General features: G+C 70.4%; 24 protein-coding genes and 1 tRNA gene. 20 read left to right on the top strand and 5 right to left on the bottom strand.

Translation table 11 applies throughout. The features are described from left to right. Nucleotides 1–115: 115 nt before the first annotated feature. Both ACWENQ_RS34600 and ACWENQ_RS34595 read right to left on the bottom strand, forming a co-directional pair. Nucleotides 116–1981 carry an acyl-CoA dehydrogenase family protein gene (locus ACWENQ_RS34600; RefSeq protein ID WP_452417963.1) on the bottom strand — a complete coding sequence of 622 codons (1866 nt, stop codon included), beginning with the start codon at nucleotides 1979–1981 and terminating at the stop codon, nucleotides 116–118. A gap of 468 nt (nucleotides 1982–2449) precedes the next feature. Beyond that, entirely contained in the window at nucleotides 2450–3184 is a 735-nt protein-coding gene (locus tag ACWENQ_RS34595) for a class I SAM-dependent methyltransferase (protein ID WP_354913874.1), read from the bottom strand. A 94-nt stretch (nucleotides 3185–3278) separates the two neighbouring features. On the opposite strand from ACWENQ_RS34595, the gene ACWENQ_RS34590 reads away from it, so the two are divergent. Further along, nucleotides 3279–3836 (top strand): RNA polymerase sigma factor, encoded by a 558-nt coding sequence (locus ACWENQ_RS34590; RefSeq protein ID WP_354913872.1) that lies wholly within the window; start codon nucleotides 3279–3281, stop codon nucleotides 3834–3836. After that, nucleotides 3823–4740, top strand: a complete 918-nt coding sequence (locus tag ACWENQ_RS34585; protein WP_452417961.1) for a hypothetical protein — start codon at nucleotides 3823–3825, stop codon at nucleotides 4738–4740. The genes ACWENQ_RS34590 and ACWENQ_RS34585 overlap by 14 nt, the downstream gene beginning before the upstream one ends. Here ACWENQ_RS34585 and ACWENQ_RS34580 read toward each other — a convergent pair. Then, nucleotides 4729–5766, bottom strand: a complete 1038-nt coding sequence (locus ACWENQ_RS34580) for an adenosine deaminase (RefSeq protein WP_449914237.1) — start codon at nucleotides 5764–5766, stop codon at nucleotides 4729–4731. The genes ACWENQ_RS34585 and ACWENQ_RS34580 overlap by 12 nt on opposite strands. A 62-nt stretch (nucleotides 5767–5828) precedes the next feature. Between ACWENQ_RS34580 and ACWENQ_RS34575 the strand changes: the two genes are divergently transcribed. The 5 genes from ACWENQ_RS34575 to ACWENQ_RS34555 are packed head-to-tail and all read left to right on the top strand — an operon-like array spanning nucleotide 5829 to nucleotide 9728. After that, nucleotides 5829–6323, top strand: a complete 495-nt coding sequence (locus ACWENQ_RS34575; protein WP_452417959.1) for a SigE family RNA polymerase sigma factor — start codon at nucleotides 5829–5831, stop codon at nucleotides 6321–6323. After that, the gene (locus ACWENQ_RS34570) at nucleotides 6320–7228 is read left to right on the top strand and encodes a PASTA domain-containing protein (protein ID WP_449914234.1); all 909 of its coding nucleotides are present in this window, start codon (nucleotides 6320–6322) and stop codon (nucleotides 7226–7228) included. Before ACWENQ_RS34575 ends, ACWENQ_RS34570 begins: the two co-directional genes overlap by 4 nt. A gap of 31 nt (nucleotides 7229–7259) precedes the next feature. Next, nucleotides 7260–7838 (top strand): hypothetical protein, encoded by a 579-nt coding sequence (locus tag ACWENQ_RS34565; RefSeq protein WP_452417957.1) that lies wholly within the window; start codon nucleotides 7260–7262, stop codon nucleotides 7836–7838. 56 nt (nucleotides 7839–7894) lie between these two features. Further along, entirely contained in the window at nucleotides 7895–8389 is a 495-nt protein-coding gene (locus ACWENQ_RS34560; RefSeq protein ID WP_449914230.1) for a SigE family RNA polymerase sigma factor, read from the top strand. After that, nucleotides 8382–9728, top strand: a complete 1347-nt coding sequence (locus tag ACWENQ_RS34555) for a hypothetical protein (protein ID WP_449914228.1) — start codon at nucleotides 8382–8384, stop codon at nucleotides 9726–9728. The genes ACWENQ_RS34560 and ACWENQ_RS34555 overlap by 8 nt, the downstream gene beginning before the upstream one ends. A gap of 111 nt (nucleotides 9729–9839) precedes the next feature. Here ACWENQ_RS34555 and ACWENQ_RS34550 read toward each other — a convergent pair whose 3' ends face one another. Further along, nucleotides 9840–11042 (bottom strand): pyridoxal phosphate-dependent aminotransferase, encoded by a 1203-nt coding sequence (locus tag ACWENQ_RS34550; RefSeq protein WP_449914225.1) that lies wholly within the window; start codon nucleotides 11040–11042, stop codon nucleotides 9840–9842. A gap of 164 nt (nucleotides 11043–11206) precedes the next feature. Between ACWENQ_RS34550 and ACWENQ_RS34545 the strand changes: the two genes are divergently transcribed. The 9 genes from ACWENQ_RS34545 to ACWENQ_RS34505 all read left to right on the top strand — a co-directional run bounded on the left by ACWENQ_RS34545 (nucleotide 11207) and on the right by ACWENQ_RS34505 (nucleotide 18990). After that, a tRNA-Trp gene (locus ACWENQ_RS34545) sits at nucleotides 11207–11279 on the top strand. Between the two features lie 76 nt (nucleotides 11280–11355). Beyond that, on the top strand, nucleotides 11356–11604 hold the full coding sequence (gene secE, locus ACWENQ_RS34540) for a preprotein translocase subunit SecE (protein ID WP_449914222.1): 249 nt from the start codon (nucleotides 11356–11358) through the stop codon (nucleotides 11602–11604). A gap of 51 nt (nucleotides 11605–11655) precedes the next feature. Continuing rightward, nucleotides 11656–12435: a transcription termination/antitermination protein NusG gene (nusG, locus tag ACWENQ_RS34535; protein ID WP_449914220.1), complete on the top strand. Its 780-nt coding sequence runs from the start codon at nucleotides 11656–11658 to the stop codon at nucleotides 12433–12435. 184 nt (nucleotides 12436–12619) lie between these two features. Next, the gene (gene rplK, locus ACWENQ_RS34530) at nucleotides 12620–13051 is read left to right on the top strand and encodes a 50S ribosomal protein L11 (RefSeq protein WP_327087736.1); all 432 of its coding nucleotides are present in this window, start codon (nucleotides 12620–12622) and stop codon (nucleotides 13049–13051) included. Nucleotides 13052–13159: 108 nt separating this feature from the next. After that, nucleotides 13160–13879, top strand: a complete 720-nt coding sequence (rplA, locus tag ACWENQ_RS34525) for a 50S ribosomal protein L1 (protein WP_449914218.1) — start codon at nucleotides 13160–13162, stop codon at nucleotides 13877–13879. Nucleotides 13880–14876: 997 nt separating this feature from the next. Further along, on the top strand, nucleotides 14877–15713 hold the full coding sequence (locus ACWENQ_RS34520; RefSeq protein ID WP_452417955.1) for an LppX_LprAFG lipoprotein: 837 nt from the start codon (nucleotides 14877–14879) through the stop codon (nucleotides 15711–15713). Nucleotides 15714–15961: 248 nt separating this feature from the next. Then, nucleotides 15962–16486, top strand: coding sequence for a 50S ribosomal protein L10 (gene rplJ / locus ACWENQ_RS34515; protein WP_354913849.1), 525 nt, complete (start codon nucleotides 15962–15964; stop codon nucleotides 16484–16486). 72 nt (nucleotides 16487–16558) lie between these two features. Continuing rightward, a complete protein-coding gene (rplL, locus tag ACWENQ_RS34510; protein ID WP_354913847.1) occupies nucleotides 16559–16945 on the top strand; it encodes a 50S ribosomal protein L7/L12 in 387 nt (128 codons plus the stop codon). 1769 nt (nucleotides 16946–18714) lie between these two features. Continuing rightward, nucleotides 18715–18990, top strand: a complete 276-nt coding sequence (locus ACWENQ_RS34505; protein WP_452417953.1) for a hypothetical protein — start codon at nucleotides 18715–18717, stop codon at nucleotides 18988–18990. On the opposite strand, the gene ACWENQ_RS34500 is transcribed toward ACWENQ_RS34505, so the two are convergent. Beyond that, complete coding sequence (locus ACWENQ_RS34500) at nucleotides 18973–19371, bottom strand: nuclear transport factor 2 family protein (protein ID WP_452417951.1); 399 nt, start codon at nucleotides 19369–19371, stop codon at nucleotides 18973–18975. The two genes, ACWENQ_RS34505 and ACWENQ_RS34500, sit on opposite strands and share 18 nt — an antisense overlap. 56 nt (nucleotides 19372–19427) lie before the next feature. Between ACWENQ_RS34500 and ACWENQ_RS34495 the strand changes: the two genes are divergently transcribed. From ACWENQ_RS34495 to ACWENQ_RS34480, 4 genes are all read left to right on the top strand, one after another. Continuing rightward, nucleotides 19428–19955: a TetR family transcriptional regulator gene (locus ACWENQ_RS34495; RefSeq protein ID WP_449914211.1), complete on the top strand. Its 528-nt coding sequence runs from the start codon at nucleotides 19428–19430 to the stop codon at nucleotides 19953–19955. Nucleotides 19956–20053: 98 nt separating this feature from the next. Then, a complete protein-coding gene (locus ACWENQ_RS34490; RefSeq protein ID WP_354913842.1) occupies nucleotides 20054–21055 on the top strand; it encodes an ABC transporter ATP-binding protein in 1002 nt (333 codons plus the stop codon). A gap of 88 nt (nucleotides 21056–21143) precedes the next feature. After that, the gene (locus ACWENQ_RS34485; protein WP_449914207.1) at nucleotides 21144–21659 is read left to right on the top strand and encodes a hypothetical protein; all 516 of its coding nucleotides are present in this window, start codon (nucleotides 21144–21146) and stop codon (nucleotides 21657–21659) included. Further along, nucleotides 21656–22153 (top strand): hypothetical protein, encoded by a 498-nt coding sequence (locus tag ACWENQ_RS34480; RefSeq protein WP_354913838.1) that lies wholly within the window; start codon nucleotides 21656–21658, stop codon nucleotides 22151–22153. The genes ACWENQ_RS34485 and ACWENQ_RS34480 overlap by 4 nt, the downstream gene beginning before the upstream one ends. Nucleotides 22154–22667: the final 514 nt, after the last annotated feature.

The following is a 22667-nucleotide window of genomic DNA, read 5'->3' as shown; positions in this document are numbered from 1 at the left end:
GTCTCGGTTTCACAACACAAAGGCTGACGCGGTCTAGACCGGATGTGATGCGAGGGTGCCCTGTGTCGAGCATCCTGCACGATTCTGCTTGAAACAAGGCCTTTTATATTACTAATCAAGCACCAAGATGACGGCGTACGTCATCGTCACCCGAGGGGGAGGCGATCCACGGACCGTCGATGGACGGGTCGAGCACCCCTTCCTCCAGGAAGGCGTAGCGGCCCTCGAGGAGATAGCGCGCCACCCGGGCGTCGTGCGCGTCGGTGTTGTGCCACAGCCGCTCGAACAGCGCGTCGACCCGCGCGGCGGCCTGGCGGCAGAACGCGTCGGCCAGCTCCACCGGGCGGCGGCCGAGATCGCGCGAGTCCTCGTCGGCGCGCAGGCAGACGGCGGTCATCGCGAACAGCTCCGCGCCGATGTCGACGATCCTGCCGAGGAAGGACTGCCGGTGCTCCAGTGCGCCCCGCCACCTGGACATCGCGTAGAAGGTGGACCTGGCCAGCTTGCGGCTGCTCCGCTCGACCTGCCGCAGGTGCTGGGCCAGCGGGCCGAAGTCGGCGTAGGAGACCGGCAGCGTGCCGTGGCCGACCATCAGGCCGGGCAGCCACCTGGCGTAGAAGGCGCCGGCGCGCTTCAACGCCCTGGTCCGGTCCTGCCGGGAGGCCCCCGGGTCGACCAGCTCTCCCGCGACCGAGAGATGCGCGTCCACGGCCTCACGCGCGATCAGCAGCCGCATGATCTCCGAGGAGCCCTCGAAGATGCGGTTGATGCGCAGGTCCCGCAGGACCTGCTCGGCAGGCACGCCCCGCTCCCCCCTGGCGGCCAGCGACTCGGCGGTCTCGTAGCCGCGCCCGCCCCTGATCTGGACCAGTTCGTCGCCCACCCGCCAGGCCATCTCGCTGGCGAACAGCTTCGCCAGCGCGGCCTCGATCCTGATGTCGGTGGACTCGTCGTCGGCCATCCTGCTCGACAGGTCCGTCACCGCCTCCAGCGCGTAGGCGGTGGCGGCGATGAAAGCCAGCTTGGTCGCCACCGCCTCGTGCTCGCCGATCGGGTGCCCCCACTGCACCCGGGCGGCGCACCACTCCCGCGCGATCTTCGTCGCCCACTTGGCGTTGCCCGCGCAGGTGGCCGGCAGCGACAGCCGGCCGGTGTTGAGCGTGGTCAGCGCGATCTTCAGGCCCGCACCCTCGCGGCCGATCCGGTTCCTGGCCGGGACCCGGACACCGGCGAACCGCGTGACGCCGTTCTCGATGCCGCGCAGGCCCATGAACGCGTTGCGCCGCTGCACGGTGATCCCGGGCGAGCCGGCCTCCACCACGAAGGCGCTGATCCTCTCCCCGGTCCTCGCCATCACGACCAGCAGGTCGGCGAGCACGCCGTTCGTCGTCCACAGCTTGACGCCGTCGAGCACGTACTCGTCGCCGTCGCGGACGGCCGTCGTGGACAGCCTCGCGGGATCGGAGCCCACGTCCGGCTCGGTCAGCAGGAACGCCGAGATCTCCCCCCGGGCGCAGCGCGGCAGGAACTCCCGCTTCTGCTCCTCGGTGCCGAACAGCCGCAGCGGCTGCGGCACCCCGATCGACTGGTGCGCCGACAGCAGCGCCGACAGCGCAGGGGAGTAGGAGCCGAGCAGCATGAGCGCCCGGCTGTAGTACAGGTGGGACAGCCCGAGACCGCCGTACTCCTCCTCGATCGTGATCCCGAACGCGCCGAGGCCCGCCAGGCCCTTGATGACCTCGTCCGGCACCACCGCGGTCCGCTCGATCTCCGCCGGATCGACCTGCCGGTCGAGGAAGCGCCGCAGCGCCCTGACGAACTCCTCGCCCCTCGTGGTGGCTGATTCGTCGAGCGCGGGCATCGGGTGCACCAGATCGAGTCTGAAGTCGCCCAGGAAGAGCTGCCTACCGAAGCTCGGCCGCTCCCATTCGGCCTGCCTGGCCTGCTCCGCCACCTCTCGCGCCTGCGCGTACTCGGTCATAACGGCCGCCCATCTCCGTCCACCGTTCTCTTCGGATTCTGATCCCCACCCCTGCCCGTGACCATCCCCGGCCGGCGTTACCCTCAGCCGGATCTTCAAGGCGGGCGTCGTGCGCGGGTGCCGGTCGTCGGGCGCCCGTACGGCAAGCCCGGTCCAGCCCACCCTCCGCGCGGGGCCGGCGTCCCTCCAGGGAGACGGCAGGCGAGCGTGCGGGGCCGGGGCGGCAGACGACGGGCCGGCCGGCGTGGCGGCTTCGGCGCGGCGGGGCGGGGCGGCCCAGGCGTTCAGCATCGGCCACGGGGCCGGCCATACGGGCGGCGTAGCGGCGACCGGCCGGAGTCCTGCTGGAGTACGCGTGAAAGACGGACGGCCACCGAGTGATCTCGGTGGCCGTGGCGAGGCTTGCCGTACGGGAGGCTGGACGGCGCGCCCGGCAAGAGGTCGTACGGGGGCTGGACGGGAAGAGGGTCAGCGGGGCACGCGGGCGACGCAGAAGACCGTCTGGCCGAAGGGCGGGCGGATGAAGCGCTCGAGCAGCCGGGTGGCGGGCACCACGGTGCGGTCGTAGATCTTCACCAGGCGCGGGTCGGGGTAGCCGACGCCGCCGCGGCGCACGGCCGCCCACCAGGCGATGCCGCCCAGGAAGTTGATCGGCTTCAGCACGTCGATGTCGAGGCCCGCCTTGGCGACCGAGCTGCGCAGGGTCTTGGGCGTGTAGCGCTGGACGTGGCCGACCTTCTTGTCGAAGTCTCCGTAGAGCTGCATGTAGCCCGGCACCCAGATGATGATGCGGCCGCCCGGCGTGACGACGCGGGCCAGCGAGCGCAGCGCCTCGGAGTCCTCCTCGATGTGCTCGAGGACGTTCATCATGACGACCGTGTCGACCTTCTTCTCCATCGGAACCGGGTCCGGGAGCGCGAAGTGCAGCACGTCGATGTCGGAGCGGTCAGCGAAGCGCTTGCGCAGCTGGTCGACGCAGTAGGGGTCGAAGTCGCTCACCACGAGCCGGTCGAGGCGGGGCAGGAACTGCTCGGCGAAGTGGCCGAGACCGGAGCCGATCTCGAGCATCGAGCGGCCGACGTGGGGCGCGACCATGTCGAACTCGTACTGGCGGTAGTTCTTCGCCTCGTCGCCGCCGAGGTGGTTCTCCAGAGCCTCGTCGCCGGCCGCCGGTTGCACCACGCGGTCGTACCCAGATGACATAAGTCCGTTCCTCCATGGAAAACCGGTCGGCCCAGCAGTCTAGTGCCCGGTCGTCCCTGGCAATCACGTTATGGACGGAAGCGGCGTTCATGCGATGGAATCTCTCCTGCCCATGGACGACGCCGAGGCGATAGCCCGATCCCTGGACGGTGACCTTGCCGCCTACGAGGTGCTGGTCGCCCGCTACAGCGCGCTCGCCCACCGCACCGCCGCCATGCTCGGCGCGGGCGACGAGGCCGACGACGTGGTGCAGGAGGCGTTCGTCAAGGCGTTCAGGCACCTGGGCGGCTTCCGGATGGACGCGCCGTTCCGCCCGTGGCTGCTGCGGATCGTCGCCAACGAGACGCACAACCTGACCAGGTCGCGCGGGCGCAGGTCGGAGCTGACGCTGCGGCTCGGCGCGCTCGCCCCGGCGCAGGCGCCCGACGACCCGGAGGGCGCGGCGATCGCCGACGACCGCAGAGCGCGGCTGCTGGCCGCCGTCCGCGAGCTGCCTGATCGGGAACGGGAAGCCGTGGTCTGCAGGTACTTCTTGCAGCTGTCGGAGCAGGAGACGGCACAGGTGCTCGACTGGCCGGTCGGCACGGTCAAGTCCAGGACGCATCGCGGTCTGGCCAGGCTGAGGGAGGAGGTGGGACGTGACCTCGCCTGACGACGAGCCCGGCGTGACACCGCCGGACGACGACCTCGAGGCGGAGCTGACGGCCCTGGCCGGCTTCCTCGACGTGCCCGCCGCCCCGCCGCCCGCCGACGTGGCCGCCGCCGTACGGGCCCGCCTCGAACAGCCCGCCCCACGGCCCGAGGCCGTCGACGATTCCCGCCACGCCCCGGGGCCCGAGGCCGAGCCCGGCCGAGATCCGGGGCCCGAGGCCGACGACGATTCCGGCCACGCCCCGGGGCCCGAGACCGACGACGACCCCGGCCGCGCGACTGATCCCGTGGGGTGGCCTGGCGCCCGGCCCGTGGGCCGGCGCGGGTGGCGCAGGTCCAGGTGGGGGCTGGTGGCCGCCGTCCTGGTCGCGGTCGTCGCGCTCACCGCGGCCACCCCGCAGGGCAGGGCGGCCGTCGTCCACGTCCTGCGGCTGGCCGGCATCGAGCTGCGCGTGGGCGAGAACGGCACACCGCCCGCCTCGCCCGTGCCGCTGCCGGGGGAGCGGGCCGTCACGCTCGACGCGGCGCGGAGCCTGGTGACGTTCCCGGTGAAGGTGCCCGCCGAGCTGGGCGAGCCCGAGCGGGTCACGGTCAGCGACGGCGGCCGGATCGTCTCCCTGTTCTGGTCCGGCGGCACCAGGATCGACCAGTTCGACGGCCTCGGACCCTACTTCGTCAAGCAGCTCGGCGAGCCCTGGCCCGAGCACGTCAGCGTCGACGGCGCCGAAGGCTGGTGGATCGGCCGGGAGCACCGGCTCAGCCGCGTCGACCGGGAGGACGGCACCGAGCTGCCCCTGCGCCTGGCGGGCCCGACCCTCGTCTGGTTCGACGGCGAGGTGGCCGTCAGGCTCGAAGGGGTGCCGGACAGGCGGCGGGCGCTGGAGATCGCCGCTTCACTCCGCTGAGGGATCAGGGGCGGCCAGCCAGTCGTCCACTCCCCGCAGCAGCTCCTTGCGCACCTGCTCCGGCGCGGTCGACGCCCTGATCGACTGCCTGGCCAGCTCCGCCAGCTCGGCGTCGGAGAAGCCGTAGACCTCGCGGGCCAGCTCGTACTGCGGCAGCAGCCGCGCGCCGAACAGCAGCGGGTCGTCGGCGCCCAGCGCGATCGGCACTCCGGCGTCGAACAGGCGCCGCAGCGGAACCGCCGACGCGTCCTCGACCACTCCGAGGCCCACGTTCGACGTGGGGCACACCTCGCAGCAGATCTGCCGGTCGGCCAGCCGTTCCATCAGCCGCGGCGACTCGGCCGCCCGCACGCCGTGGCCCACCCGGTCGGCGCCGAGGTCGTGGACGCATTCCTCGACGCTCTCCGGGCCCAGCAGCTCGCCCCCGTGCGGCACGGCCAGCAGGCCCGCGCGCTTGGCGATCCTGAACGCGTGGTCGAACTCGCGGGCGCGCCCGCGCCGCTCGTCGTTGGACAGGCCGAACCCGACCACGCCCTCGCCCGCGTACTGGGTGGCCAGCCTGGCCAGCGTCCTGGCGTCGAGCGGGTGCCTGGTCCTGTTGGCCGCCACGACCGTCGCGATGCCGATCTTCGCCTCCGCCGCGGCCTTCGCCACCGCGTCCAGCATCAGCTCCAGCGTCGCGGTCAGCCCGCCGAACCTGGAGGCGAAACCCGACGGATCGACCTGGATCTCCAGCCAGCCGGACCCCTCCGCCGCCTCGTCCAGCGCCGCCTCGCGCACCAGCCGGTAGATGTCCTCCTCGCGGCGCAGCACCGACCTGGCGATGTCGTAGAGGCGCTGGAACCTGAACCAGCCCCGCTCGTCGGTCGCGTGGAGCTGGGGCGGCCAGTCCTGCTCCAGCGCGTCGGGCAGGTGCAGGCCCTGCTCCCTGGCCAGCTCGATCAGCGTCGAATGCCGCATCGACCCGGTGAAGTGCAGGTGAAGGTGGGCTTTGGGAAGGGCGGCGAGCGGACGTGGCATTTCCATATGGTGCCACTCAACCTGACCCCCGGTTGACGCGTTGGGAGGGGCGAAAGGGGATCTCGCTGATGAAGGAAGAAGACGAGGCGGCTTTCGACGAGTTCCTTGCCGCCCGAAGCACGTCCCTGCTGCGTACCGCGATCCTGGTGTGCGGGGCCACCCAGCACGACGCGGAGGACCTGGTCCAGCACGCGCTGGAGAAGGTCTACCGGCACTGGCCGCGCATCAGGCACGACAACCCCGACGCGTACGCCCGCAGGATCGTGGTCAACACGGCCATCTCGGCCGCCCGCCGCCGCAAGGTCATCCAGGAGATCACGTTCTCCAAGCCGCCCGAGACGGAGGCCCGCTCACCCGATCTCGACCTGCGCGACGCGCTCATCGCGGAGCTCCGCAAGCTGCCCGCGCGCATGCGGGCCGTCCTGGTGCTGCGCTACTGGGAGGACATGAGCGAGCACGCGACGGCGCAGATGCTCGGTTGCTCGCTCGGCACGGTCAAGAGTCAGGCGGCGCGGGGGCTCGCCAGAATCCGCGAGAACGTCAAGGAAGGAGTGCTCGTATGAAGGTGGAGGAAGCCCTCGCGGACGCCATGGCGGCGAGCGTGGCCGAGGTCAAGGCGGCACCCACGCTGGGCGCCGGCGTGCGCAGGAGGCACCGCGCCCACGTCATCAGGTTCCGTACGGCAGGCGCCGCGCTGGCCACCGCCGTCCTGGCCGCGGGAGTGCCGGTCTATATGGCGGTGACCGCGGGGCCCGAGTCGAGCGGCGTGGCCAACGGCACGTCGACCGTGCGGGTGCTGACCAAGGTGACCGTGCCCGACATGACAGGCAAGACGTTCGAGGAGGCGCAGGCGGCGCTGCAGGCGGCCGGCCTCGTCGCCGAGAAGGCCACAGGGGCGGAGAAGGTCTTCGGCCAGGAGCCCAAGCCGGGCACGGAGGTGGATTCCGGCTCCACGGTCCGGCTGCTGCTCGGGGAGGCCCCGCCCCAGGCGCTCGGCGACCTGGGCGACGGCCGCACGTTCGGCGGCATCACGCTCGGCTACGTGCCGGACGGTCTGGCGTGGGGCAAGTGGTCCAACAAGTGGGACGGCCCGTCCGGCGGCACCTCCTACACGACGACCTACGACCTGCCCGACGAGCCGAACGGCTACTACGGCATCCAGGTCTTCGTCCACGAGGGCAAGGCCGGCGCGCGCGTCGACGACACCCTGAAGCGCGAGGGCGTCGAACGCGTCGACGTCGGCGACAGGCGGGGCTATCTCGGCGACATCGACGAGGGCGGCGACTACGACAAGCTCGGCGCGCAGCCGCGCAAGGAGCCTTGCTGCACGCCGACCCTCGGCTTCAGGCTCACCGACGATCTCGCCGTCGAGGTGGCGATGAGCCCGTCCCGGGCGAAGGAGCTCAGCACGGAGGAGATCACCGCCGAGCTGAAGAAGATCGCCGAGGGGGTGCGCCCCGCGAAGTGACCATGGCGGGGTCGGTGGGCACCAAGGAGATATGGCGCCTGACGAGTTGGTCGCCGGCACGGGCGGGGGACGGCGCGCCGCGCTCGCTCTCGCCGCCCTGGCGGTGACGGTTCTGACCATCTACGCCATCTTCGCCTCCGGGTTCGGGCGGGTCGCGCCCTCCGCCGCCCCGCCCGCCATCTCCGCCCCCGCTCCACCGGTCGCCGCCGCCGTGCCCGAGGCAGTGCCCGGCATCACGGTCGTCGCCGACAACTTCTGGCTGACCTACCTGCCGTCAGGCCTCACCCGCACCGGCGGCGGCGCCATCGCGCCCGAGCCCGGCGTCGAGGGCGGCTGGGCCCGCTACGCCTCGGGTGCGGCGTTCGTCGAGGTCCAGGTCGAGCGCGGTACGGTCGCCGCCGACTGGGAGACCTACCGCGAGCGCGTCAGCGTCGCCAAGCCCCGCAAGACCACCGTCCGCGGCAGGCCCGCCCTGGTCGGCAGGCATTCCGGCGGCGGCATGGTCATCGCCTGGCTGGAGCGCACCGGCACGGGCGCCTGGATCCGCGTCAGCGACGGCCTGGCCCACGCGCTCGTCCCGCTGGCGGCCTCCGTCCGGTCGCCCGGCTGATCCCGGGCAACCCTCCCGCGGCCCCAGGCGTACACAAGGGGTATGGAGACCACCGAGTGACCGCGTTCGCCGAGTACGTGGCGGCGCGCGGCACCAGCCTCTTACGCCTCGCGTACCTGTCCTGCGGCTCGCGCGAGGAGGCCGAGGACGTCCTGCAGACCGCGCTGGAGCGCGCCTACCGCAGCTGGCACCGCCTGCGCAAGGACGTCGACCCCGAACCCTACGTCAGGCGCATCATCGTGAACACCGCGATCAACCGCGCCAGACGCCGGGCCGTCCTGCGGTTCATCCCGATGGGCACGCTCCCCGAGGTGCCGGTGGCGGGCGCGGACTCGGGCGTCGAGCTGCGTCAGGTTCTCGCCGACGGACTGCGCCTGCTGCCGCCCCGGCAACGGGCGGTGGTGGTGCTGCGCTACTGGGAGGACCTGACCGAGGCGCAGACCGCCGAGACCCTCGGATGCGCCGTCGGCACGGTCAAGAGCCAGACCGCCAAGGCGCTGGCGAAGCTGCGCGGGCTGATCGTCATGGATGAGGTGCCGAGCGATGTTTGAGAGCAGCCTGCGGCAGGCCATGGCCGAGGACACCGCCCATCTCGCCGCCGCCCCCGACCTCGCGGAACGGGTGGTACGGCGCTCGCGGCGGCGGCGCCGTACCAGGCACTCGATCGCGGCGGTGGCGACGGCGACGGCGCTGGCGCTGGCCGGATGGGTGCTGGCGCCCGGGGAGCAGCGGGTGGCCACCACGCCGAGCACCACGGGCCGCCTCGACGACGTCGTGGTCCGCCACGTCCCTCCCGGCCTGGGCGAGCCGGTCCAGGGTCACTCCGGCGAGGGCAGGCTCCTGGCGGGCACGCTCACCTGGGGCTCGGGCGCCGACCTCGTGAGAGTCAGCAGGTACGGCGGGGCGGACGGCCTCGACACGCCCGGACTGATGGCCGGAGGGCAGCTGACGTCCACGCGGGGCCGGCAGGCGAAGATCTCCCCCGGCGGGACGGACCTGCTCTGGAGCGAGCGTCAGGGGCTGCTCCTCAGGGTGACGGTCGGCGCGAACCACGTCGCCGAGGTGCGGACCATCGCCGAAGAACTCCAGGTGATAGACCCCACGGGACCGGCCGGCGGCGTCGTGGAAGGGCTGCGCGTCTCCTACCTTCCGCCCCGCCTCCACCTGGAGAGCTTCACCATGAGGAGCGACGGGGAGACGGCCAAGACGTGGACCGGAGCGGGCGAGAGGCAGATCACGCTGACCGTCGTCAGGGGCAGGCACGCGGCCTCGCTGGACGAGCTGGCCGCCTGGAGCGCCGGGGACTGGCGGAACGGGACGCGCACGACCGTCAACGGCAGGCCCGCCTACCGCAACGGCGCCAGGAGCCGGCTGACCGGCCGGCTGTGGCTGCAGGAGCCCGGAGTCGGGGTCGTCCTCAGGATGAGCGAGAACCTCGAACCCGAGATCGACCGCGTCCTCGCCGGGATCGTCCCCGTTCCCGCCACGCGGGGCCTGCCCCTGAGATTCGAGGGGCTCACCGTCACGCATCTCCCGCCGGGGTTCACGGCAGGGCAGGACGGCGGCATGGACGGTCGCGGCCGATGGTGGACCAGGGCGGGCAGCTCGGTCCTGGTCGAGGTGGTGAAGGGGGAGCGGGCGCGCACCCCGCAGGACCTCGCGCACGTCTCGTGGCCCACGAGCGAGAGGTTCAGCGGTCTGCGAAGGACGACCGTGGGGAGCCGGCCCGCCCTTGTCGGCGACATCGTGACGGGCACGGGCCTGTCCAGGGGCCGCATGGTGCTGTGGACGGCCAGACCGGGCTACGGCGTGCGGGTCCAGGTGAGCGACGACCTGGTCAACGACCTCATGGCGGTGGCCCGCGGCATCCAGGTGGCCCCCGCCCGGTAGCGGGGCCCTGGGAGGCTCGCCGGCAGGCGACCGGGAGCGGACCCTGGACACCACCACGGCCGTGCTGACGACCGGGGTGGTGTCCGGGCAGGAGAGGGGACGGGCCCCGGTTCAGCTCGCCTCGGCCAGCAGCTTCTGCAGCCGGCTGACGCCCTCGACCAGGTCGTCGTCGCCCAGCGCGTAGGACAGGCGGAAGTAGCCCGGCGTGCCGAACGCCTCGCCCGGCACGACCGCCACCTCCGCCTCCTCCAGGATGAGCTCCGCCAGCTCGGCCGAGGTCTGCGGGCGCCGGCCCCTGATCTCCTTGCCGAGCAGGGCCTTGACCGACGGGTAGACGTAGAAGGCGCCCATCGGCTCGGGGCAGACCACGCCGGGGATGTCGTTGAGCATCCTGACCATGGTCTTGCGCCGCCGGTCGAACGCCTCACGCATCTCCGCCACCGCCGACAGGTCGCCCGAGACGGCGGCGAGGGCGGCCATCTGGGAGACGTTGGCGACGTTGGAGGTGGCGTGGGACTGCAGGTTGGTGGCGGCCTTCACCACGTCGGCGGGCCCGATGAGCCAGCCGACCCGCCAGCCGGTCATCGCGTAGGTCTTGGCGACGCCGTTCAGGATGACGACCTTGTCGCCGAGCTCGGGCACGGCGGTGGCGATGCTGGTGAACTCGGTGCCGCCGTAGACCAGGTGCTCGTAGATCTCGTCGGTGACGACCCACAGGCCGTGCTCGGCCGCCCAGCGGCCGATGGCCTCGACCTGCTCGCGCGGGTAGACGGCGCCCGTCGGGTTGGACGGCGAGACGAACAGCAGCACCTTGGTGCGCTCGGTGCGGGCGGCCTCCAGTTGCTCGACGGAGGCCAGGTAGCCGGTCGTCTCGTCGGTGACGACGTCGACCTGCACGCCGCCGGCCAGCTTGATCGCCTCGGGGTAGGTCGTCCAGTACGGCGCGACGACCAGGACCTCGTCACCCGGGTCGAGCAGCGCGGCGAACGCCTGGTAGACGGCCTGCTTGCCGCCGTTGGTCACCAGGACCCGCGAGGCGTCGACCTCGTAGCCGGAGTCGCGCAGGGTCTTGGCGGCGATCGCCTGCTTCAGCTCGGGCAGGCCGCCCGCGGGCGTGTACTTGTGGAAGCGCGGATCGCGTGCCGCCTCGATCGCCGCCTCGACGATGTAGCCGGGCGTGGGGAAGTCGGGCTCGCCGGCGCCGAAGCCGATGACGGGACGGCCCGCTGCCTTCATCGCCTTCGCCTTGGCGTCGACGGCCAGCGTGGCGGACTCTGAGATCGCGGAGATGCGTGCGGAGATGCGGCTGGACATGGGGTCCATCGTAGTGCGGGCAAGCCGTCCCGACCTGGGCGATCGTGTTCTGGTTCGACGTGGAGGTCATTCGCCCGTACACTTTCGCATGGTCCTGCCGCCGCATGTCGATGCGGCGATCGGTCCGGACAGGCAGTCAATCGATGTAGTGTGGTTGACGACATAGGGCAATGGCGCAATTGGTAGCGCTCCGGTCTCCAAAACCGGCGGTTGGGGGTTCGAGTCCCTCTTGCCCTGCTGAGTGCGGTCCGCGCAGCAAGGCGTGCAAGCGCGCCGCGCAACTGCGTTGGATACGACAGATCAGGTGAGGACTGTGGCGATCGACACGCACAGCGAGACCGCAGGCAAGCCGAGCGGCGAGAAGAAGCAGAAGCGCACTTCGCCCGCCCTTTTCTATCGGCAGGTCGTCAACGAGCTGCGCAAGGTCATCTGGCCGACGCGTAAGGATCTCATCACTTACACCACGGTCGTTCTGGTATTCGTTCTGATCATGGTTGCGATCGTGTCGGGGTTTGACGCCCTGCTCACGGAGGGCGTCCTGCGGATCTTCGGCGGTAGCTGACCCGACGCCTGACAAGGCACCATTCGATTCGACGAAAGAGGAAAAGTCACCGTGTCCGAGACTTCAGACACCCCTCGCGAGGAGTGGGACGACGACGTCGCCGCCGAGGAGGCCATCGACGAGGTCGAGGAGACCGAGCTCGATGAGGCCGAGGAGGCCGACGACGACGTCGAGGAGTCCGACCAGGCTCCGGTGACCGTCGTCGACGAGGCTGAGGAGGCCGACGAGGCCGAGGAAGCCGTCGACCCCGTCGAGGAGTTCAAGCAGTCCCTGCGCGGACAGCTCGGCGAGTGGTACGTCATCCACTCCTACGCCGGTTACGAGAACCGCGTGAAGTCCAACATCGAGAGCCGCAACGTGTCGCTCAACATGGAGGACTACATCTTCCAGGTCGAGGTGCCCACGCACACCGTCCAGGAGTTCAAGAGCGGCAAGAAGGTCCCCGTGAAGGAGCGCGTGCTGCCCGGCTACGTGCTCGTCCGGATGGACCTGACCGACGAGTCCTGGGCCGCGGTGCGCAACACGCCCGGCGTGACCGGCTTCGTCGGCCTTTCCAACAAGCCGAGCCCGCTCAGCCTCGACGAGGTCGCCAAGCTGCTGGCGCCCGAGCCGACGGAGGAGACCAAGAAGGCCACCACCAAGGCCGCCTCGGGCCCGGCCGTCGAGTTCGAGATCGGCGAGTCGGTCACCGTCATGGACGGTCCGTTCGCCACGCTGCCCGCCTCGGTCAGCGAGATCAGCCCCGAGTCGCAGAAGCTCAAGGTGCTGGTGTCGATCTTCGGCCGCGAGACCCCGGTCGAGCTGTCGTTCAACCAGGTCTCGAAGATCTGACGGGCTCGCATACACTCGACGGGTAACGCGTGAGCCCGGCAGTGCGCCAGCCGCCGGCGATCCGTCACTCGTTTCCGTCGACCACAGACGTTCGGCAGGCCGTCCACGCGAAGGACGGCCTTCCGACATGTCCGCCCGCACCCGCGAGCGGACGGCAACACGATCAGGACCCGGAGAAGGACACATGCCTCCGAAGAAGAAGATCGCGGCGCTGGTCAAGGTTCAGCTCCCCGCTGGCCAGGCCACGCCCGCCCCGCCGGTCGGTACCGCCCTCGGTCCGCACGGCGTCAACATCATGGACTTCGTGAAGCAGTACAACGCTGCCACCGAAGCCCAGCGGGGCAACATCATCCCCGTTGAGATCACCATTTTCGAGGACCGCAGCTTCACCTTCATCACGAAGACGCCCCCGGCGCCTGAGCTGATCAAGAAGGCGCTCGGCCTCGACAAGGGTTCTGCGGTCCCCCACAAGGACAAGGTCGGCAAGCTGAGCCGCGAGCAGCTGCGCAGCATCGCCGAGACCAAGATGCCCGACCTCAACGCCAACGACATCGAGGCCGCCGAGAAGATCATCGCCGGCACCGCCCGGTCGATGGGCATCACGGTCGCGGAGTAGGTAGAACCACCGTCACCCGACGGGCTTCTGCCCAGCAGTCCATTTGTTCCATCCGTGGGAGGGCCAGGCGCTGGCCCGTGACCACAGACTCCACCGAGGAGATCCGAAGTGAAGCGCAGCAAGGCGCACAAGAACGCGTCGGCCCAGGTCGACCGCGACAAGCTCTACACGCCCGCCGAGGCCGCGAGGCTCGCCAAGGCGACCACCACCACCAAGTTCGACGCCACCGTTGAGGTGGCGCTGCGGCTGGGTGTCGACCCTCGCAAGGCCGACCAGATCGTGCGCGGCACGGTCAACCTCCCGCACGGCACCGGTAAGACCGCCCGGGTCCTGGTCTTCGCGACCGGTGACCGTGCCGAGGCTGCCCGCGAGGCCGGCGCCGACATCGTCGGCGCCGACGAGCTCATCGACGACATCGCCAAGGGCAACCGCCTGAACGAGTTCGACGCCGTCGTCGCCACCCCCGACCTGATGGGCAAGGTCGGCCGCCTGGGCCGCGTGCTCGGCCCGCGCGGTCTCATGCCGAACCCCAAGACCGGCACCGTCACGCCGGACGTGGCCAAGGCCGTGACCGACATCAAGGGCGGAAAGATCGAGTTCCGCACCGACCGTCAGGCGAACCTCCACTTCATCATCGGCAAGACGTCGTTCGACGAGCGCCAGCTCATCGAGAACTACGCCGCCGCCCTTGACGAGGTGCTGCGTCTCAAGCCGTCCGCGGCCAAGGGGCGCTACCTGAAGAAGGTCACCTTCTCGACCACGATGGGCCCCGGCGTTCCCGTCGACCCGAACGTGACTCGCGCGATGACCGCCGAGCTCGAGGGCTGACCCCTTCCTCTCACTCGAAGGCCCCCGCAGGATCTCCCTGCGGGGGCCTTCCCCTTTCCCGCCCCCCGCCTCCGTCTGTCTCCGGCCTCCGTTGCACGAAGGCCGTGCGTTTCCACGCGCGGCGGCCCTTGGAGCGGCGTCCCTTGCCTCGCCCAACCTCATGCTGGTGCGGCTCCGTGTTGGTGGGGCTCGGGATGTTGGCTGGTGTGTGCGGCGCTGTGCTGGTGGGGCTCGGGGCGTTTGCCGGTCTGTACGGCAAGCCGGGTCAGGCGCCTCCGTGGTCACCGGTTGCCCTCCGTCGAAGGGACGCTCCTCGAGCCCAGCCGCGTCCCGCCGTCACGGACGGCCCTTCATCGGCCTTCCGTAGCGGCGGCCGGCCACGCGCGCTCGGTGACGCGTATCCCGGGACAGACGCCCGCCACGCGCCTGGGGTGGCGCGTGGCGGGGCTTGCCGTACGGGTCGGTGGGCGGAATCCAGCGCCCGGCCGGATGGGCGGAATCCCGGGCCCGTCGGGTGGACGGATCCCGGGCCCGTCGGGTGGACGGATCGCGCGCCTGCCAGTGAACGGGACGCGTGCCGGATGGCGGAATCCCGGGCCCGTCGGGTGGACGGATCGCGCCTGCCGGGTGGACGGATCGCGCGCCTCCGGGGGGATGGGACGCGCGTGCCGGACGGATGGGATCTCGCCGGATGGGAGAGGGTGTGTGATCGAGGTACTTCGGCGCCTATCGGGTGGGACGGAGGCCCACGCTTGTCGGGAGGCGCCTGTGGGGAAGGGCGGGCGGAGTCTCGCGCGTGGCCGAGATAGCGAAAGGAGCGAGACTTGTGGGTCCGTGTGAAAGATGGATGCGTGCGTGTCGCCTGTCGTCCGGGCTGGTGGGGGAGGTCGGGCGGCGGGTCGAACGGGGAGGGTGGCAGTCAGGGATGACCCTGGCGTTTCCCTGAGTTGATCGAGGGAAGCCAAAATGCGTGAATCCGCGACGTAGTGTCAGAGGCATGCTGAAGCGCAGGATTAGTCTCGCCGTCGCCGCCACGGGCGCCGCCGCCCTTGTCGCGGTCGCGGGCTGTGGATCGACCGGAACGACCGCGACGGGTGTGGCGGTCCCCATCCAGGCCAACCTGGCCGCCGCCGAGGTCCTGGAGCAGGCCGCGCAGAGGACGCAGGACGTCACCAGCTACACCGTCGACGGTGTGATCGACCTGTCGCATCCTCAGGAGGGCACGGGCAAGGTCCAGGGGCGCATGGTCTACCAGAGCAAGCCGCAGCTGGCCGCCGACCTGACGCTCGACACCGCCAATTTCGGCGGGCAGAGCCTGCCCGGCGGAGGGCGTGTGGTGCTGCAGGGCGACACCGTCTACGTGAAGGTTGACGCGCTGAACAAGATGCTCGGCGCCACCAAGCCGTGGATCAAGGTCCCGGTCAGTGAGGGCGGCGCGGAGGCGAAGCAGTTCCTCGACCAGGTCCAGCGGTTCGACCTGGCGAACGTCACCAAGCTCGTCACCGCCTCCCAGAACGTCAAGCAGGTCGGCACCGAGAGCGTCGGCGGCGTCGACGCCACCCACTACAGCGGCACGTTCCCCGTGGACGCGGCCGTGCAGCAGCTGCCTGCCGACGAGCAGGAGCAGGCCAGGCAGCAGCTGGCCGAGCTGCAGAACGTCGCCTTCGACATCTGGGTCGGCACGGACGGTCTGCCGCGCAAGGTGGCCATGTCCGGAGACGAGAAGGGCGCGAAGTTCAGCGCGAACCTGTTCTTCAAGGGCTTCAACGAGCCGGTCTCCATCGCCGCGCCGCCCGCCGACCAGGTGGGCGAGTTCCCCAAGAACACGAACTGATCCAGCGGGGGCGATTTGGCATCTTGACGAGTCGCCCCCTATTCTGGTCCTTGCCAAAGACCGCCGGTCGTCGCCGGGTGCCTCAAGGCCCGGTGACCGAAGGATCCACGTCATGTGGACGGCCCGCGTAGGTGAGATGCGAGTTCTTCCCGTGTGGTTCCTGCCATATGGGTGAGCCCCGTGCGCCTGCGCCGGGGCTTGTTCCATGTTCGGAGACCTTCGCCGGCGGCACATCTGGAAGGAGGCCCATGGCGAGGGCGGACAAGGCGACAGCGGTTGCCGAGCTCAAGAGTGAGTTCGAGGGCAGCAGCGCCGCCGTTCTGACCGAGTACCGCGGTCTCACCGTCGCACAGCTCAAGGAGCTGCGTAAGTCGCTCGGTGGGAACGCGAAGTTCGCCGTGGCGAAGAACACCCTGACCAAGATCGCGGCCAACGAGGCCGGCGTGACGGGTCTCGACTCGCTGCTGGTCGGCCCGACGGCCGTCGCTTTCGTGACGGGCGACGTGGTCGAGGCCGCCAAGGGTCTGCGTGACTTCGCCAAGGCCAATCCCCTTCTGGTGATCAAGGGCGGCTTCATGGAGGGCAAAGCCCTCGACGCCGCCGAGATCACCAAGCTCGCTGACCTCGAGTCCCGCGAGGTTCTCCTCGCGAAGCTGGCCGGCGCGATGAAGGCGAAGCAGTCCGCTGCTGCCGCCGTGTTCGCCGCGCTGCCCACCAACATGGCTCAGCTGGCCGACGCCCTCCGCGCCAAGCGCGCCGAGGCGGGCGAGTAAGACCGGGGATTGCCGCAACTTCAACCGCGGTCCCGTAACACCATTTAGCAAGATCCATACGGAGGAAACATCATGGCGAAGCTCAGCACCGACGAGCTGCTCGACGCGTTCAAGGAGATGACCCTCCTCGAGCTTTCCGAGTTCGTGAAGCTGTTCGAGGACACCTTCGACGTCAAGGCTGCCGCCCCGGTCGCCGTCGCCGCCGCTGCCGCCCCGGTCGCCGCCGCTGAGGAGGCCGCGGAGCAGGACGAGTTCGACGTCATCCTCGAGGCCGCCGGCGACAAGAAGATCCAGGTCATCAAGGAGATCCGCGCGCTGACCTCCCTCGGCCTGAAGGAGGCCAAGGACCTGGTCGACGGCGCTCCGAAGCCGGTCTTCGACGGCAAGGTCAACAAGGACCAGGCGGAGAAGGCCAAGGCTGCCCTCGAGGGCGCCGGCGCCACCGTCACCGTCAAGTAAGACGGCGCGTCTTTCTGAAAAGAGCGGAACACACCCTGGTGCCGGGTGGGTTCCGCTCTTTTTGTTTGTCCCGGCCTTTTCGTTCGTCCCGGTTTTGGTTGTCCCGGCTTTTGCGGTCTTGGCCGCTCGTGGTCCTAGCCACTCGCGGTGCTGGTCACCCGTGGTGCTGGTCATCCGCCGGTCCCGTCCGCGCGTTGCCCGGTGACGCTCGCCGTCTCAGCCCGCCTCTTTCTCGGCGGGGCGCGCTGTCCTGCCTGCCTTCCATCCCGCTTGTGCGCTGTCCCGCTTGTGCGCTGCCCGGCCTGCGGAGTGTCCTGCCCGCACGCCGTCCAGGCTGCGCGCCGCCGCGCCTGTGAGCTGTCCTGCCTGTGCGCTGTCTCGCCCGCACGCCGTCCGTCCTGCGGTCTGTCTCGCACGCACGTCATCCGTCCTGCGGTCTGTCTCGCACGCTGCCGTTCAGGCCGCACGTCGTCTCGCTCGCGCGCCGTCCGGGCCGCATTCCGTCCGTTGTTGTGTGAGGCGCTCGCTTCGCTCGCCGGTTGTCTTCCGGCAGCGCGTTGTCTCGGCCCTGCGTTGTCTCGGCCGTGCGTTGTCCGGCGATGCCTGGGAGTGCGTTCGGGCTACGGGAGGGTCGTGAGGCGGTTCGGGCCGCGTGGCGGGGCGTGGGGCGGGTTCGGGCCGCGACGGGGAGTCGAGGACGTGGGGCGGGCTCGCGCCGCGGGGTCAGGAGTCGGAGCCGCTGGGCGGGTCCACGGCCAGCTGGTGACGGTCGTTGGGGTGTGGCGGGAGGCCGAGGCCGGGTCGTGAGCGTGGCCGCAGTGGTGGCTGTAGCGGTGTGTTTGGCGAGTCATGAGTGTTGGCCTTCGTAGGCTCGCGATACGGATGCGATCCCCAGCTCTGCGGAGAGCCGGGCCCGCTGGTGGCCGTATGCCTCGGCCGGCCCGACGGCACTAGGGCGCGGTGTGGGTGCCGCGGCGTATGCGGTGGAGACCGCAGGTTCGCCATACACGGGCGGGATCCCCACCGCGGGCCCCTCGACGGGCAGCCCCCGGCGATCCTGCGATGGCGGCGTCGGCTCGTGGGCTCTTCGGGATGGCCCCGGCCTGGGCGACCCTGAGATGGCGACGTCGGCCCGTGGATCCTTCGGGATGGCGACGAAAAGCCCGGCCGCCCCCACGACGGTCCGGCGCCCCACAGCGCGCCGGACGGGGACGGTTCCCGCGCGTGCCCTGTTCCCCGGGAGTGGCTCCGGCGTTGCTCGTAGACCCCGGATGGCGGTGGTTCCAGTGATTTTCGCGGTGGCGACGGTCTCGATGGTCGGCGGATGGTGAGGTTCCGAGGGTGGCCAGGTCCGGCGGATGGTGATGTCCCGAGGGTGGCGAAGTCCGGGGGATGGTGAGGTCCGGAGGGTGAAGCGAGGTCCAGGAGCACGGCGAGATTCGGAGGACGGTGATGTGCGGCGAGGGCGGTCGCCGGGTGGGGGTGCTTCCGGATCCCTGGGCATTCGGCGCGCCGCCGCATGGGTTCTCCGGGGCAACGGCTCCGGGCCTCCTCGACCGGAGGCGGGGGCGGGGTGCTGTTCCTCCGACACCCAGCGATCGAGGCCGCCGCGCTGCTCAAGGCGGGCGCCGAGCCGTACACCTTGGGTCGCCATCGCCACCGACCGCCGCGACCGCCATTGACCGCCACCGTCGCCACGACCGCCACGACCGCCACGACCGCCACGACCGCCACGACCGCCACGACCGGCACGACCGGCACGACCGCCATTGGCTGCCACCGCGCCCACCGCGGTCGTTGGTGGCACGAACGCAGCCGGCGCCGGGCTATCCGTCATGGTGGCCGGCGGCTGCAACGGGGCCGACCCCGCGCCGACCCTCGCCCGGTTCCAGCAGGAGGTCCGGGGAGGGAAGGATCCGCTCTTTCGTCGGCGGCATGGAGCCGAGCGCCCGCACCGGTGGCGGCGGGGCTGTCAGGATGACCGCCCGGGGTGCGGGAGAGCTGCACCGCGCGCTGTCGGCGCGGCGTCACCCTGTACGGCCTGAGCGAAGGCCCGCGACCGCGGTGGCGTCCATGTAGTCGCGGGTGTGGACGATCTTCCCGTCGCGCACCCGCAGGACGAGCAGTCCGGGCACCGTGTACGGCCGGCCGTTCACCGTGACGGCGGTCTCGTGCTCGACCACGAGCACCTCGGGGTCGACGCTCTGGTGGACGACGACGTTGCGGATGTCCTCGACGACGGCCGGGCTGGCGCCCCATGAGGCCGTGTATCCGGCCCTGACCTCCTCTCTGCCGTTGTAGCGCGGCACCATCCCCGCCATCCGGAAGGGGAACTCGTGGACGCCGTCCTCGGCGTAGAGGTCGGCGAGTTCGTCGGCCGACATGTGGCGCATGGCGTCGTGGAAGCGCGTGACGATCTCTGTCATGCCGGCCAACTTACTCAACAACCGTTGAGCGAACAAGGGGCCAGTAGAGTGACGGCGTGACGCTGACGCGGGCCGAACGCAGGGCCAGGACCGAACGGCGGATCCTCGAGGCGGCTCGCGCGCTGTTCGCCGAAAGAGGCTTCGAACGCACCACGATCAGGGCCGTCGCCGGCGCGGCAGGCGTCGACCCGGCCCTGGTCATGCAGCATTTCGGCAGCAAGCAGGGCCTGTTCGAGCGGGCCGTCCAGGTGGCGGGCGACGACGCCGAGCGGCTGGTCGACGACCTGCTGGGTTCGCTCGGCGTCAAGCTGGGCGAGCTGCCCCAGAGTTCGCTGGCCGTGATGCGCTCGATGCTCACCCATCCGGAGGCAGCCGCGTCGGCGCGGGCCACGTTCAGCGGGCAGATCGAGCGGATCGCCGCGGCGATCGAGGGCGGGGACGCCAGGCCCAAGGCCGCGCTCATCACGCTGGTACTGCTCGGCGTCACCATCGGCCATCAGCTCCTCGACCTCGACGAGCTGCGTGACGTCCCGCCCGACGAGGTGGCCAGGCTGCTCCGCCCGGCGTTGCAGGCGCTGACATAACCGCCCAGTAACAATCCCGGCGTTTTATTGGAATGGATTCCAATTCACGGGAAGCTCCGTAACAGCGATCCCTTACCACCGGCGATGGGAAGGTGACTGTGGGCGTCGAGGTCGTGGTCGATGGGCTGACCAAGTCGTTCGGTCGGCAGGTCATCTGGGAGGACGTCTCGCTGACCCTCCCCGCCGGCGAGATCTCCGTGCTGCTCGGGCCGTCCGGCACCGGCAAGTCGGTCTTCCTCAAGACCCTCGTGGGCCTGCTGCGTCCCGACCGCGGCCACATCTGGATCGACGGCTACGACCTGGCCAACTGCAGCGAGAACAAGCTCTACGAGCTGCGCAGGCTGTTCGGGGTGCTCTTCCAGGACGGCGCGCTGTTCGGCTCGCTCAGCCTCTACGACAACGTCGCCTTCCCGCTGCGCGAGCACACCAAGAAGAGCGAGTCGCAGATCCGCCAGATCGTCATGGAGAAGATGGAGCTGGTGGGCCTGGTGGGCGCGGAGGGCAAGCTGCCCGGCGAGATCTCCGGGGGCATGCGCAAGCGCGCCGGGCTGGCCCGCGCCCTGGTGCTCGACCCCGAGATCATCCTGTTCGACGAGCCCGACTCGGGCCTCGACCCGGTCCGGACCGCCTACCTCAACCAGCTCATCGTCGACCTCAACGCCGAGATCGAGGCGACGTTCCTCATCGTCACCCACGACATCAACACCGCCCGCACGGTGCCCGACGACATCGGGCTGCTGTTCCGGCGTGAGCTGGTGATGTTCGGCCCGCGCGAGATGCTGCTGTCGAGCGACGAGCCGGTGGTCAGGCAGTTCCTCAACGCGCGCAGGCACGGCCCGATCGGCATGTCGGAGGAGAAGGACGTCTCCGAGCTGGAGGCCGAGGCGCAGATGGGTCACGACCCCGGCGCGCTGCCGCCGATCCCGCCGCAGCTGATGCCCAGCGGCAACGGCATCCGCCGGACGCAGAAGCCACCCGGCTCGTGGCTGGCCGCCAACGGGGTGATCCCGCCGCAGGGCTCCTTCGTCGACGAGCGCGGCCGCAACTGGCTGGAGGAGTATCCCCGGCTCGTCAACGCGCACATGAACGGCGTGCGCTGACGCGGCGCCGTCCGGCGGGACGCTCCACCGATGCCCGCCCGGATGTTCGGGGCCTGGACGAATGGGTCGAGCGTTATGATCCCGCGATATGGCAGGCAGTGCTGACTCCTCCCGGTCGGCGACCGTGGTGCGCGCGCTGATCGTCGCGCTGGCGGCGATCCTCGTGCTGGTCACGGGGCTTGCCTTCTGGCTGAGCGCGCAGCTGCGCGACGAGGAGGCGGCGGCGACCGACCGCCGGGCGGCGATCGACGCCGCGGCGGCCCACGCGCTCAACCTGCTCTCGCTCAACTACAAGAGCGCCGACGCCAGCATCGCCAAGATCCTCGCGACCTCCACGGGTGTCGCCTACGCGGAGTACCACGCAGGGGCGCCCAAGCTGAGGGAGACCACGATCGCCAACAAGGTCGTCCAGACCGGGGTCGTGCGCGCCTCGGGGATGGTCTCGATGGCGGGCGACGCCGCGAAGGTGCTGGTCGTCGCCGACTCCACGATCAGCTGGGAGGGCACGGGGACGCCCCAGCAGGACCGCTACTACCGCTGGTCGATGGACCTGTCCAAGGTCGGCGGCCGTTGGCTCGTCGCGAAAGCGGAGCAGGTGCTGTGAGAGTCGTCATGGCGGCGCTGCTCGCCGCGGCCGTGACCTTCCTCGGCTGGGTCTCGCTGCGGATGCACGGGGAGCTGAGCGAGCTGCGCGAGGGGCGGGCGGCGGGGGAGCAGGCGCTGGCCGCGGCCCGGGCGCTGGCGCCCGACCTGCTGTCGTACAACTACCGGACGATCGAGGACGATCTCACCAGGGCGCAGGCCCTCACCACCGGCGAGCTGGCCGGCCGCTACCAGGAGCTGCGCAGGTCGCTCGTGCCCCGGGCCACCGAGCAGCGGACGGTCCAGGAGGTCTCCGTCGCGGGGGCCGCCGTGCAGGACGCCACACCGGACAGGGTGTCGGTTCTCCTGTTCGTGAACATGGGGACGACCAAGCAGGCGCAGAGCGATGCCGAACCACGGCAGCAGGTGATCCAGAATCGGGTACGGCTCGTCATGGTGAAGGATGGTTCGCGGTGGTTGGTGGGCGATCTCTCCACTTTGGTAGGCAGCAGTTGATGTCGGGCATGTCCCGACATTCAATTGTTATCAAATTCCAGGTTTAGCGAGCCTTGTGAGACGGGTACATCCGTCACGGTTCCACCGATCGTCGGCATGGGTTCAGACCTCGGTGTGACAGAGCGTTAGCGGCCCCGGCTCGCGGGTATCGTCTTGGGGCCTACGGCTAGCCATCTGTCACCAAGGGAAGAAATCCCAGCGTCCAGGCTTTGAGTTGGCCGAAAGTCCGGCTCGCGGGCTTGACGTTTCCGCTCGGACGGGCGATGCTGCGGACAACGTGGAGCATGCAGCGAGAGCGAAGTGGACAGGCGTGTGCCGTTCGGCTACACTGCCCCTTTGCGCTGCCCTTTGACGACCCGCTTCTCTTGCTCACGTTGCGAGGTTGTCTGGCGTGCGTGTAGTCAGTCCGCCGCGAGCCCTCGGAAGGACATCTGTTGGCAGCCTCGCGCAACGCCTCCGCCGTACCCGCCGGTCCCCGTCGCGTTTCCTTTTCGCGCATCCAGGAGCCCCTCGA

Source organism: Nonomuraea sp. NPDC004354 (genome assembly GCF_053602555.1).
The sequence above is the reverse complement of the archived record's forward strand: the minus strand, read 5'-3'. Positions and strand labels throughout refer to the sequence as shown.